This window comes from Blautia sp. MCC283 (assembly GCF_018785565.1).
Taxonomy (GTDB): domain Bacteria; phylum Bacillota; class Clostridia; order Lachnospirales; family Lachnospiraceae; genus Blautia_A.
This window is the reverse complement of sequence record NZ_WQQB01000025.1, coordinates 25,903-38,457: the sequence shown is the minus strand read 5'-3', so window position 1 is coordinate 38,457 and position 12,555 is coordinate 25,903. Positions and strand designations below refer to the sequence as shown.

The window sequence follows — 12,555 nt, the reverse complement described above, 5'->3', positions numbered from 1 at the left end:
CTCTTATTCCTCCTCACGGTTCAGAGAAGCGATAAGTCCTCCCTGATTCAGTATATTCTGCATGTATTCCGGCAGTTTTGTGCAGGAATAAGTCTTTCCGTTGGCAACCGCTGTTCCCTCGGACATATGAAGCTCCATGGTATCTCCGGTCTTCACATCATCCGGGAGGTCCTTACAGACAATTGCCGGAAGTCCGATATTGATGGCATTACGGAAGAAAATACGCGCAAAAGATTTCGCAATGACTGCCTTTACTCCAAGTGCCTTAAGAACGCCCGGTGCCTGCTCTCTGGAAGAGCCGCATCCAAAGTTCTCTCCTCCCACTACAAAATCTCCCGGTTTCACTTTCTTGGAAAAATCCGGATCCAGTGACTCAAATGTGTGACTCTTCATCTCATCCAGATTCGGCAGAAGCAGGTACTGGGATGCAATGATCTGATCGGTATCGAGGTCATTATGAAATTTAAAAATTGTTCCCTTATCCATAAAACAAGTTCCTTTCTGATTGTTATCCATTTCCGGGTTAACATTCCTCTGTTACCCTTTTCGTCCTATATTCTAACACAAAACGTCATATAATTAAAATGTATATTTTTAATACTTAATATAACTTCAAGTTATAAAGTCATTTTCCTGTGATCAGCGCAAAATATCCCCACTCCCACAGAAGTTCTTCAAAACTGTTCTCAAGATATTCCCGGATATCTTCTTCCTCATATCCGGTCATTCTGGAGATCACCACCATATAATCCCGGAGTGTTTCGTAGGGAAGTGCTCCCCGTCCCTCTTTCTGCCACCGGAGAAAAACAGCCTGGCGAATGGTGGCATATTCCATACCGATCCACTGCATATGAACCAGGGCATCTTCCAGATCTCCTTCTGATGTCAGAAGATCCGAATATACTTCGTTGGTAAGAAAGCTTCGGAAAAGATTTTCATATGCACGAAGTTCCCGGTAAAAATCCTCCCAGGCTTCCGTCATTTCCTCTTCCTCATACTCTTCCGATAATTCCTCCGCCAACTCCGTCACCGGCTCCAGATACTTCCGGTAAAGTCCTTCTTTCCAGTAATTTACAGCCAGATCCTGCAAAAGTTCATTGCATTCGTCCATAGTATCCAGAACAGGCAGGTCTATCTCGCTGATAGCTCTTTCCAGCTGGTGAATTGTCTTCTCTGAAAAATAATCTTCCACAAGCTCTGTGGTAAGCGGCGTGTTCCGGTGAAGTTCCTTCAGAACATAAAAACTTTCAAGAAGGGTTTCCTCCGGTGTTTTTTCAGGATCCATTATAAGATCCATAACCTTCCGGCGCACAAGAAAAAGCGGCTGTTCCTTTTCTTTTGGAGTTTCCGGAAAAGCGATTCTTTTCTTCTCCTTCCAGATGTCCAGGACAGCCGGGCAACAGGGCATCATGGTCGCTTCCTTATGATCCTGAAATTCATGGATCTCCCTTGGAAAAATCTGGCAGGTCTCTGAAAGCATCGAATCCCCATAAGCACTTACCAGATAGCACAGTCTGTTCTTTGCCAGGAAAGGACAGTCGTGCTCTTCCGTCATCTTCATGATCCGGCTGCCGTCCTTTTTCATGGTATAGGCCTGCAGGCAGCTTCTGTGTCCGGGCACCTCTGACGGCGGCTGGATGGTTTTCCAGTTTCTGTAGGTTTCATCATCTATGTTGATCTTCCATTCCCTGCAGCAGCTGATGGTGCATTTGTCTGCAATACAGGTAAATTCGTCGTAATAATCAGGTTTTAATAATTCCATGTTTCCTCCATATTCTTTATTTTTCAGCTCCAATGTCTCCTGTTTGCAAAATGGACATGAGCTGACATGTTTTATTTTTCCCCATAAACACAGAAAAGCGGAATTCTATCCGCTTTCTCTGATATTCTGTGTATTCGTTTTTATTCTGCATTCTCTCCCAAAAGTTGTCTGTGCACCTTCCGCCTTACAAACCAGAAACAGGTCACCTGCATGATGATCGTAATGATCCAGGATGCCGGATAGGAAATAAACAGTACTTTCAATGATCTGTGAACCGGGAAGATTCCGAAGATCCACACAATTCGAAGGCCGACCGTTCCGATAATAGACAGGATCATCGGCACACCGGAGCGTCCCATTCCACGCAGTGCTCCCGGAAACAGATCCATCTGTCCGCAGAGGAAATAAGTAACTGTGGTATAGGCAAGGATCTCCATTCCGCACTGGATAACCTCCGGATCTTCCGTATAGATTTTCAGAAGCTGCGGGCCAAAGAAATATGCTCCACATCCCATGGCAAAGGACACCACAAAGGACAGGATCAGACAATCCACCAGCACCCGGTCCATACGTTTCGGTTTCCGAACACCGTAATTCTGGCTGGTAAAACTCATACATGCCTGGGTAACCGAATTCACGGACACATACAGAAATCCAAAAATATTATTGGCTGCTGTATATCCTGCCATAGCAATGGAACCAAAGGAGTTTACAGAAGACTGAAGAAGTACATTGGAAAAATTGATCACTGTACTCTGAATCCCGGCAGGCAGTCCCACCTGGAAGATCTGCTTCAGGTACTCTCCCTTTATGGACAGTTTTGAAAAACGCAGCTGATAGCTTCCCTCTGTCTGATACAGACACCGAAGGACAAGAATGCAGGAGATCAGCTGAGAGATCACCGTTCCGATTCCCACACCGGCCACGCTTAAATGACACACGATCACGAAAAACAGATTCAAAAGCGCATTGGCACAGCCGGAAATGATCAGAAAGACCAGCGGCCGCTTGGTATCTCCCACAGCACGCAGGATCGCCGCACCATAGTTATACAGCATAAAAAACGGCATTCCCAGGAAATAAATACGCATATAAAGAGTAGAAAGATCGATCACATCGTCCGGTGTATCCATCAGTTCCAGGCAGATCCTGGCAAAGAGCACTCCCAGAAATGCCATGATGACCCCGCTGACCAGAGCCAGTAAGATCGATGTATGTACTGTTTCTGACATTTCTTCATCCTTACCGGCAGCATAAAATCTGGCTGCCAGCACATTGGCACCAAGAGAGATCCCGATAAAAAGGTTGGTAAACACATTGATCAGCGCAGTGGTGGAACCTACTGCAGCCAATGCCTCACTTCCGCTGAACCTTCCCACAACCACGATATCCACCGCATTGAACATCAGCTGCAGAATACCGGACAGCATCAGCGGCAGTGAAAACGAGATCAGCTTGTCCATGATCGACCCACTGCACATATCGATCTCATACTTGTTTTTTTTCACGATTTCATCCCCCATAATCATACTTACATAAAAATATTATAGCACCTTTCGTCGAAAAGCTACAATGAAATATTTTCATGGAGAATATGCAGCGGCTGCATAAAATACGCAGCCGCACAGTAACGTGTGTTTATCATTTCACTATCTTTCCAGGAGTCCTGCATCACGAAGGTTTGCAAGAAGTGCATTAAAATCCTCCACAATATCATCTACCGTTGTTGCATTTCCAACAGCAGCTGCCGGGGTTACTGTTCCGGCAGGACCGGTGGCTCCGGCTGCTCCTGCTGGACCCGTGGCTCCTGTTGGGCCGATTGCTCCCGCTGGGCCAGTGGCTCCGATTGCACCAGCCGGACCTGTTGCTCCCACCGGACCGGTGGCTCCCGTTGTTCCAGCCGGACCGATGACTCCCGCCGGACCCGTGGCTCCTGTTGCTCCTGTTGCCCCTGTTGCTCCTGCCGGACCCATTACTCCTGCCGGACCGGTGGCTCCCGTCGGACCCATTGCTCCCGCTGGACCCGTGGCTCCCGTTGCTCCCGTCGGACCTGTTACTCCTGCCGGACCCGTGGCTCCTGTTGCTCCCGTCGGACCGATGACTCCGGCTGGACCTGTTGCTCCTGCCGGACCCGTGGCTCCCGTATATCCCTGTATTCCCGGTTCCCCCTGCGGCCCCTGCGGGCCCATAGGGCCAGGGACTCCCGGACAGCCTCTGGGGCCGGTTGGTCCTGTAGGTCCCACAGGGCCTGGGCAGCCTCTTGTTCCACATCTGTCACATCCACAGGAACTATGATTTCCATAACAGGACATACAGGACAAATCCTCATGACTGTCCTGCTGCATTTCCATTTCCTTACGTTTTCGATGCCTGAACAGCATTCTTCGATCACCTCATAGGAAAATAACTTTCCCTACAGTATATGACAACAGCTTTTACCTGTGCATAGGATCCCCGCAAGCCTGTACCCTGCCAGGAAAATATAATAAATATGTCTTTCTTTTTATGCCAGACCATATTTTTCCCGGAAATATTTCTGGTCATACAATACTCCCGAATCTTCCGGCTTCAGCTCCATTGCTTTCTTATGAAAAAAGAATGCCTGCTCCGGGCATCCCATTTTATCATAACAAACGCAAAGCTGCATATATGGCACAAACCCATGATACTCAGCCATAAAAAATCCACCCTTTTTCTTATCTGAAGGCACAGTAAGCGCCTGCCCGTACCAGTAGGCAGCCTGTCTGGGCAGCTCTCTTTCCAGAAAGATCTTACCGACCTCACAGCAGATTTCCGCCCTCGGCACATCCATAGTCAGACTGTACAAAAAAGCTTCCAGTGCGGACTTTTTCTCTCCCATTTTCCGGTAGCACTGTCCAAGTACAAAACAGGCATCGATCTTATTTTCCAGCCATCCGGACGGATTTTTCAGGAACTCCACCAACACAGCCTCTGCCTCCGGATATCGCTGATGATAATACAGTTCTCTCCCATAATAAAGCTGATGTCTGGGTTCCAGCTTTTCTCCTCCTGCCAGCATTTTTTCATAAATGCGGAGATTACGGTCCGGATCACCTTTTCCACATTTCCGGTGCCAGATCACCACATCTGAATAAATGATATTTCCCTCCGGAATCACAGTTTCATGAACTGCCCCATTCCATCTGAAATTTCTGGATGTTTTCATTATCCGCTCCCGAAAATAAGAAAATGTTGTTCTCCCGCTCTGGTCAAACCCTGCCGCATATTCCATCATTACAACATCTGTTCCGGGATCCAGAGTTTCTTTAAGACTCTTCAGTTTTTCCAGATTTTCTTCATCCAGGACATCATCCGCATCCAGCCACATCCAGTAATCGGTGCGGACTTTTTCCAGAAGAAAATTACGCGGAGCAGAAAAATCATCACACCAGGGAAAATCAAACACCTGCGACGTATACTGCTCCGCGATCTCTTTTGTTCTGTCTGAAGAACCGGTATCTGCAATCAGGATCGCATCCATCATCTGAGAAACCGGCTTCAAGATCCTCTCAAGAACTGCTTCTTCATTTTTTACGATCATACATAGACTGAGGGAAATCATATTTCAGGATCCTTCGGATTTTTATAATATTTATGCCGTTCCCGTCAGTCCTATGCCTTCTGTCAGTGTACAGCTTCTACTTTCGGATAAAGCTGAACTCATCCTCATATCACCAACTGTGGTATATCCTCTATATGTTCTGCAAGACGATCTGCTCCGTTCAGCTCCCCGCTCTCACCATATCCATACAGACATCCTATAAATGGGCTTTTGCAGGCTCTGGCACATTCCAGATCCTGCCTCCTGTCTCCGACCACCAGATAAGGGCCTGTATATTCCCGGATGATTTCCTGCACAATTTCTGTCTTTGGACGGAATCCATACGATTCGCAGTCATAAAAATGATCGAACCATCGTTCCATCCCAAATTCCTTCCAGTGCGCCTCACGATAAGAAGCTTTACAGTTACTTAAGATCACAAGATGATATCCCCGGTTCTTCAAGGCTGTAAGCATCTCCTCTGCTCCCGGGTACCACACTGCCTTATGCTTCCTGATCTGTCTGACCATCAGTTCTCCTACCATCCTGCTCGCCTGCTCTTTATAGCTCTGATCCAGCTCCGGCAAAAATGTATTCCACATCTCCTTACTGTTAAATCCCAGCCAGCCGGCAATTTCCGCCGAGCCTATCTCCCGTTCTTCTGCAGCCTTCTGTTCTGTCAGCCACTGATAGGTTTCACGAAATGCCGGTTCATAGATTCCAATGGTATGATGGATCGTTCCATCATAATCGAATATGATTGTTTTTGTCATCATTTATTTTCCTGTCTTTTAGAGCTGCTTCATCAGATTGACCATCTCGATCGCAGATAACGCACAGTCATAGCCTTTATTTCCCGCTTTGCTTCCTGCACGCGCAATAGCCTGCTCGATATTCTCAGTCGTGATCACTCCGAATAAGACCGGGATCCCTGTTGCAAGTTCAACCTGTGCGATCCCCTTGGCAGATTCATTGCACACCAGATCATAATGTGAAGTATCTCCACGGATGACAGCTCCCACGCAGATAACTGCATCATATTTTCCTGACTGTGCCATTTTTTGTGCTGTAAGCGGGATCTCAAATGCTCCCGGCACCCATGCTGCAGTAATATTCTCTTCTCCTACTCCATGTCTTACCAGTCCGTCGACTGCCCCTCCCAATAATTTATTCACAATGATCTCATTGAATCTCGCTGCAACGATACCAACTTTCATTCCCTCCGGTGCTACTACTTTTCCTTCTACTAAATTGATCTGTCTCATTTTTTCTTCCTCCTGCTATTTGCTGTTTTTTATAAATTTATTTCCTTAAAAATATGACCCATCTTTTCCTGCTTCGTTTTCATATATTTCCGGTCATATTTTTGTACCGGAATCTCCAGAGGTACTCTCTCATTGATCTTCAGCCCGAATTCACCAAGCCCATAGACTTTATCCGGGTTATTGGTCAGTAATCTTAATGATTTCACACCAAGGTCTGACAGTATCTGTGCCCCGACCCAGTACTCTCTGAGATCCGGTGCAAACCCTAACTTCACATTAGCCTCCACGGTATCGTATCCCTGTTCCTGAAGCGCATAAGCTTTGATCTTGTTGATCAGTCCGATTCCTCTGCCTTCCTGTCTCATATACAGAATGATCCCTCTGCCTTCCGCCTCTACCTGGCGCATCGCTGTCTGCAGCTGCAGGCCGCAGTCACATCTAAGCGATCCGAATGCATCTCCTGTCAGACACTCCGAATGTACACGGCAAAGCACATCCTCACCATCTCCTATATCACCTTTTACCAGTGCCAGATGATGTTCTCCTGTAATGTCATTGATATAGCCATACATTTTAAAATCACCGTACTGCGTTGGGAGGTTTGCAGCTGCTTCCTCCTTTACATGCTTTTCATGTATTCTTATATAATCCTGCAGATCACGGATCGTAATAAATGTAAGGTTATGCTCTTTTGCCATTTCCCATAGCTGTGATGTACGCATCATAGTGCCATCTTCTTTCATAACTTCACAGCACACGCCGCATTCCTTCAATCCGGCAAGTCTCATAAGATCTGTTGTTGCCTCCGTATGGCCATTCCGTACCAGAACCCCGCCTTTTCTGGAAATAAGCGGAAATACATGTCCCGGTCTTCTGAAATCCTCCGGTTTTGACTGATCATCCACACACTTCATAATGGTATAGGAGCGTTCTGCCGCAGAGATACCGGTGGTTGTATCTACGTGATCCACTGCCACGGTAAATGCTGTACTGTGATTGTCCGTGTTCTCAGCAACCATCGGAGGAAAGTTCAATCTCGCCGCAAGTTCCGCACTCATCGGTGTACAGATAAGACCCTTTGCATAGGTCGCCATGAAATTAATATTTTTCCGGGTTGCAAACTCTGCCGCACATATCAGATCTCCCTCATTTTCTCTGTCCGGATCATCTGTGACCAGAACTATTTTTCCTTTCTTAAGATCCCTGAGTGCCTCTTCAATTGTGTTGTACTGATAATTTTGTGACATACTGTATATCCTCCTGTTTTAAAACCCGAATTCTTCAAGAAACTCCATCGTAATTCCGGATTCTTTTTTCTCTTCTTCATTTTTTCTGATGCCAAGCAGTTTTTCTACATATTTTCCGATCACATCATTTTCCAGATTAACCAGATCCCCCGGCACCTTTTCCAAAAGGGTGGTTTCTTCTCCTGTATGTGGAATGACCGACACCTGAAAACCAGCTTCATCAATCCTTGCAACCGTCAGGCTGATCCCATCAATACAAACGGATCCTTTTTCCACGATCAGATGCAAAATCTGTGGCGATGTCTCAATCGATACCCAGATGGCATTTTCTTCCCGGAGCATGGAACGTATCACGCCAGTCCCATCAATATGGCCGCTTACTATGTGTCCTCCGAACCTGCCGTCTGCAGCCATTGCACGTTCCAGGTTTACCTGGCTTCCGGCCTTGCAGCTTCCAAGACTGCTTCTTCTGATAGTCTCTGCCATCACATCGGCGGTAAATCCGTCCGGCTGGATCGACGTAACTGTCAGACACACACCATTCACCGCAATACTGTCACCGATCCTTGTTCCTTCCAGGACCTTCCGGGCTTTCACTGCCAGGATCCCTGATTCTCCTGTCAGCTGTATATAACGGACTTTTCCTTTCTCTTCTACGATTCCTGTAAACATGATTCCTCCTGTTTTTTCTCACACACCTGACATCTTATCCGGATGTCCTCACCAATCTGGCAGATATCTGTATATTTCAGTTCCACTGCTTCAGACGGGAATTCAACTCCGATACCTTCTACCGGTGTCTTCCCGGCCACACCGCCAAACAGCTTTGGTGCCACAAAAGCCTGTACTTCCTTTACAATTCCGGCTCGCAGGGCACTGTCATTTAACGTACCGCCTCCTTCCAGGAGAATACTGTCAATGCCTTTGCTTCCAAGATCTGTCATCAGCTTCTTAAGGTCTATCTGATTCTTTTCATCCGGACAGTAAATGGTCTCAACTCCCATGGTATGTAATATTTTTATTTTTTCTTCTGTATTTTTCTGATCTGCATAAGCCACGATCGTCCGGTACTTTTCCGCACTTTTTACGATCTGACTGTCCGGCGGGATCCTGAGCTTACTGTCGCACACAATCCTGACAGGACTTTTCCATCCTTCTACCCGGACGTTTAACATCGGATCATCTGCAAGCACAGTTCCAATGCCTGCCATAATTCCCATGTACTGATGCCGCATATGCTGTACTTCTTTTCGTGCCGCTTCTCCGGTGATCCATTTTGATGCTCCTGTCTTCGTTGCGATCTTCCCATCCAGTGTCATGGCATACTTCATCACTACATAAGGAGTCTTCATAGTAATATAATGAAAAAACACCGGATTCAGCTGATCACATTCTTCTCTCATAAAATCTTCAACTACTGTTACACCGGCTTCCCTTAACATCTGTACACCTTTTCCCGCCACTTTCGGATTCGGATCCCGGGAACCGATCACCACTTTTCTTATCTTCTGTTCAATGATCGCTTCCGTACATGGAGGTGTTTTTCCATGATGACAGCAAGGCTCAAGCGTAACATAAATCACCGCACCTTCTGCTGATTCTGTAAGAGAAGCAATAGCATTACGTTCTGCATGAAGTTCTCCATACTTTTTATGATAGCCTTCCCCGATGATCCTTCCGTCTTTTACGATCACTGCCCCTACCATCGGATTGGGATTCGTCCAGCCTTCTCCTTTTTTAGCCAGCTGGATCGCTCGAAGCATATATTCCTGATCCGTCATTTTTATTCCTTCTTTCTTATTCCTGTTCTTTGCCTGGTAGGCCGAGGCTTTTAGCCCTGTGCAATCGGATTCACAGACAAGTGAGTGGTATATTTATTTCGAAAACGATGTACCAGATACAAAAAAATCCTGCAGAAATATCTGCAGGGTGGAATTGATCTGTTACATCTGATCGATAAATGAATGTCTGATTTCCTACATAAAAAGCTCTGAAATGGATCACCATCTCAGAGCTCTGATACTACATTCATTCATACAAAAATCAACTGTACTATCATCTTCTTCCATCCAGACTGTACTGTCGGCTCCGGAATCTCACCGGATCATGCCTTTCGGCTCGCGGGCTCTACCGCCGGTAGGGAATCACACCCTGCCCTGAAGATATCTTTTTGTTTATTTTAATACTTTATCTGTTATTTGTAAAGCGGAATTTTTATTTTACTCATTCCATGCGGAATATTAATTACTGGCAGGCAATCGTCGTATTACTATTCTCAGGCTTTGGTTGACAAACAGGCACGCAGGCAATGACCGATGGCCAGCACACAGAGCCTGTGCCTTGGAAGATGAATTTTTTTATCTGCAGTTTACTATTGCTTTTTGGGCAGCAGCAAAATCTTTTTCTAGTACATAAATACATGTTGTTTCATTCTTATGATCAATTCCCGATGCAAAAGTATGATAAAAAATCAAGAAAAAAAGATTATTGATAAATGTTCTTTTTTTCAATCTCGTTTCGTAAAGAATATTATTTTCATTCAACGCTTGTGTTAACCGCACGAGATGATCCATATTATCAGTTTCACATAATTTAATTTTTCCATTATCCTGGGTATATTTCATAAAAATCTCCATTCCGCCGCCTTTGGCTGGCGGCACAAATAGTGAGGAATTATAAGCGGAAACAGGCGCAGGCCGTGACATTTAGGCGTTTTGAAAGTATCGATTATCTCTGTCAATGCATGAGCATACTTATTTTGATGTGGCTGGAAGAACCAGAGAATATATTTGACAGAGTGTCCAAGATATTTGGATAAAGAAAACCGATGGCTTTGACTGTTATCAATCTACACCATCGGCTTTCAAGGTTTTTAAATACTTAAATTCAGACTTATTAAAATAATATAATGAAAACTTAAGTTAATGGATTATTTACCCATCTGTTTTGCAACTTCCTCAGCGAAGTTCTCTTCTTTCTTCTCAAGACCATCGCCTGTCTCGTAGCGAACGAAGCCTTTAATCTGGATCTTAGCGCCGTTCTCTTTTGCTACCTGCTCTACGTATTTGGCAACGGACTGTTTTCCGTCCTCTGCTTTTACGTATGTCTGGTCAAGAAGGCAGATCTCTTTAAGCTCTTTCTTGATACGTCCTGTGATCATTCCCTCGATAACCTTAGCCGGTTTCTGGGACTCCTTCGGATCGTTCTGGATCTGAGCCATAAGGATCTCTTTCTCATGCTCGATGTAGTCAGCGCTTACTTCCTTGTCGCTTGTGTACTGCGGTTTCAGAGCTGCGATCTGCATAGCTACGTTCTTAGCCATCTCTTTAACAGCATCGTTAACAACATCTGTCTCAACGTCTACAAGAACGCCGATCTTTCCACCCATATGTGTGTAGGAAGCGATGAATCCGTTCTGCTCCTCAACCTGAGCAAATCTACGGATGTTCATGTTCTCGCCGATTACTGCGATCTGAGCTGCAAGAGCCTCTTTTACAGTCTTAGTTGTATCAAGTGCCCATGCCTCAGCAAGGAAAGCATCGATATCAGCTGCTGTTGTGTTAAGTGCCTGTGCTGCAACATCTGCAACATAGCCCTGGAACTTCTCGTTCTTTGCAACGAAGTCTGTCTCAGCATTAACCTCAACAACGACTGCTTTCTTTCCATCCTCTGTTACCAGAGTTTTGCAAAGACCCTCTGCTGCGATACGGCTTGCTTTCTTCTGTGCTGTAGCAAGACCCTTCTCACGCAGAAACTCAACTGCTTTATCCATATCACCATCTGTAGATGTAAGAGCTTTCTTACAATCCATCATTCCGGCGCCGGTCATCTCTCTTAACTCTTTTACCTGTGCTGCTGTAATAGCCATTGTTCGTTTCCTCCTGAAATATTCTGTTTATACGAATTATTCCTCTGTAGCTGCAAACTCCTCAGACTCAGCCTCGATCTCGCCGTCTGCCTCAGCAGTTCCCTGCTTAGCCTCGATAACAGCGTCAGCCATCTTGGAAACGATGAGTTTTACTGCACGGATAGCATCGTCATTTCCCGGGATCACATAGTCAAGCTCTTCCGGATCACAGTTTGTATCGCAGATACCGATAAGCGGGATTCCAAGTGTATGAGCCTCCTGTACGCAGATTCTCTCTTTCTTAGGATCTACGATAAAGATAGCATCCGGGATTCTCTTCATCTCTTTGATTCCGCCAAGGTTCTTCTGAAGTTTAGCAAGCTCTTTGCGAAGCTCGATTACTTCTTTCTTAGGAAGTACGTCAAATGTTCCGTCAGCTTCCATTGTCTCGATCTCTTTCAGTCTTGCGATACGGCTCTGGATTGTCTTGAAGTTTGTAAGCATACCACCAAGCCATCTCTCATTTACGAAGAACTCTCCACAACGCTCTGCCTCTGTACGGATAGCATCCTGAGCCTGTTTCTTAGTTCCTACGAAAAGGATGTGTCCACCGTTGGCAACGATATCTGCTACTGCATTGTAAGCATCGTCAACCATTCCTACAGACTGCTGAAGATCGATGATATAGATACCATTTCTCTCTGTGTAGATGTACGGAGCCATTTTAGGGTTCCATCTTCTTGTCTGATGTCCGAAATGAACACCTGCCTCTAAAAGCTGCTTCATTGAAATAACGCTCATGTCTTTTCTCCTTTTTGGTTAAATTCTTCCGCACAGGTCGCCTTCTCTCTGGACCCATCCTCACACCGTAG

At 45.7% G+C, this 12,555-nt stretch carries 13 protein-coding genes and 1 riboswitch; all 13 genes read right to left on the bottom strand.

Going from position 1 to position 12,555, the window contains the following annotated elements; all coding sequences use genetic code 11:
- Nucleotides 1–3: 3 nt before the first annotated feature.
- The 13 genes from GPK81_RS08450 to rpsB all read right to left on the bottom strand — a co-directional run bounded on the left by GPK81_RS08450 (nucleotide 4) and on the right by rpsB (nucleotide 12,484).
- The gene (locus GPK81_RS08450; protein ID WP_021978214.1) at nucleotides 4–486 is read right to left on the bottom strand and encodes a LeuD/DmdB family oxidoreductase small subunit; all 483 of its coding nucleotides are present in this window, start codon (nucleotides 484–486) and stop codon (nucleotides 4–6) included.
- Nucleotides 487–625: 139 nt separating this feature from the next.
- Nucleotides 626–1,762: a flagellin lysine-N-methylase gene (gene fliB / locus GPK81_RS08445; protein WP_215706881.1), complete on the bottom strand. Its 1,137-nt coding sequence runs from the start codon at nucleotides 1,760–1,762 to the stop codon at nucleotides 626–628.
- A gap of 140 nt (nucleotides 1,763–1,902) precedes the next feature.
- Nucleotides 1,903–3,285 (bottom strand): MATE family efflux transporter, encoded by a 1,383-nt coding sequence (locus GPK81_RS08440; protein ID WP_334300537.1) that lies wholly within the window; start codon nucleotides 3,283–3,285, stop codon nucleotides 1,903–1,905.
- Nucleotides 3,286–3,411: 126 nt separating this feature from the next.
- Nucleotides 3,412–4,143 (bottom strand): collagen-like protein, encoded by a 732-nt coding sequence (locus GPK81_RS08435; RefSeq protein WP_215706879.1) that lies wholly within the window; start codon nucleotides 4,141–4,143, stop codon nucleotides 3,412–3,414.
- Nucleotides 4,144–4,265: 122 nt separating this feature from the next.
- Nucleotides 4,266–5,345 (bottom strand): tetratricopeptide repeat-containing glycosyltransferase family 2 protein, encoded by a 1,080-nt coding sequence (locus GPK81_RS08430; RefSeq protein ID WP_174087806.1) that lies wholly within the window; start codon nucleotides 5,343–5,345, stop codon nucleotides 4,266–4,268.
- A gap of 104 nt (nucleotides 5,346–5,449) precedes the next feature.
- Nucleotides 5,450–6,100 (bottom strand): HAD family hydrolase, encoded by a 651-nt coding sequence (locus GPK81_RS08425; protein WP_021650403.1) that lies wholly within the window; start codon nucleotides 6,098–6,100, stop codon nucleotides 5,450–5,452.
- Nucleotides 6,101–6,115: 15 nt separating this feature from the next.
- The gene (gene ribH, locus GPK81_RS08420; RefSeq protein WP_174087807.1) at nucleotides 6,116–6,589 is read right to left on the bottom strand and encodes a 6,7-dimethyl-8-ribityllumazine synthase; all 474 of its coding nucleotides are present in this window, start codon (nucleotides 6,587–6,589) and stop codon (nucleotides 6,116–6,118) included.
- Between the two features lie 29 nt (nucleotides 6,590–6,618).
- Nucleotides 6,619–7,836 carry a bifunctional 3,4-dihydroxy-2-butanone-4-phosphate synthase/GTP cyclohydrolase II gene (locus tag GPK81_RS08415; RefSeq protein ID WP_215706878.1) on the bottom strand — a complete coding sequence of 406 codons (1,218 nt, stop codon included), beginning with the start codon at nucleotides 7,834–7,836 and terminating at the stop codon, nucleotides 6,619–6,621.
- Nucleotides 7,837–7,854: 18 nt separating this feature from the next.
- The gene (ribE, locus tag GPK81_RS08410; protein ID WP_021977315.1) at nucleotides 7,855–8,508 is read right to left on the bottom strand and encodes a riboflavin synthase; all 654 of its coding nucleotides are present in this window, start codon (nucleotides 8,506–8,508) and stop codon (nucleotides 7,855–7,857) included.
- Nucleotides 8,490–9,617, bottom strand: coding sequence for a bifunctional diaminohydroxyphosphoribosylaminopyrimidine deaminase/5-amino-6-(5-phosphoribosylamino)uracil reductase RibD (gene ribD / locus GPK81_RS08405; RefSeq protein WP_021977314.1), 1,128 nt, complete (start codon nucleotides 9,615–9,617; stop codon nucleotides 8,490–8,492). The genes ribE and ribD overlap by 19 nt, the downstream gene beginning before the upstream one ends.
- A gap of 272 nt (nucleotides 9,618–9,889) precedes the next feature.
- Nucleotides 9,890–10,004, bottom strand: a riboswitch (FMN riboswitch).
- A 189-nt stretch (nucleotides 10,005–10,193) separates the two neighbouring features.
- Entirely contained in the window at nucleotides 10,194–10,460 is a 267-nt protein-coding gene (locus tag GPK81_RS08400; protein WP_021977313.1) for a hypothetical protein, read from the bottom strand.
- Between the two features lie 305 nt (nucleotides 10,461–10,765).
- Nucleotides 10,766–11,704, bottom strand: coding sequence for a translation elongation factor Ts (tsf, locus tag GPK81_RS08395; protein WP_021650399.1), 939 nt, complete (start codon nucleotides 11,702–11,704; stop codon nucleotides 10,766–10,768).
- Between the two features lie 36 nt (nucleotides 11,705–11,740).
- On the bottom strand, nucleotides 11,741–12,484 hold the full coding sequence (gene rpsB / locus GPK81_RS08390) for a 30S ribosomal protein S2 (protein ID WP_021977311.1): 744 nt from the start codon (nucleotides 12,482–12,484) through the stop codon (nucleotides 11,741–11,743).
- Between the last annotated feature and the right edge of the window lie 71 nt (nucleotides 12,485–12,555).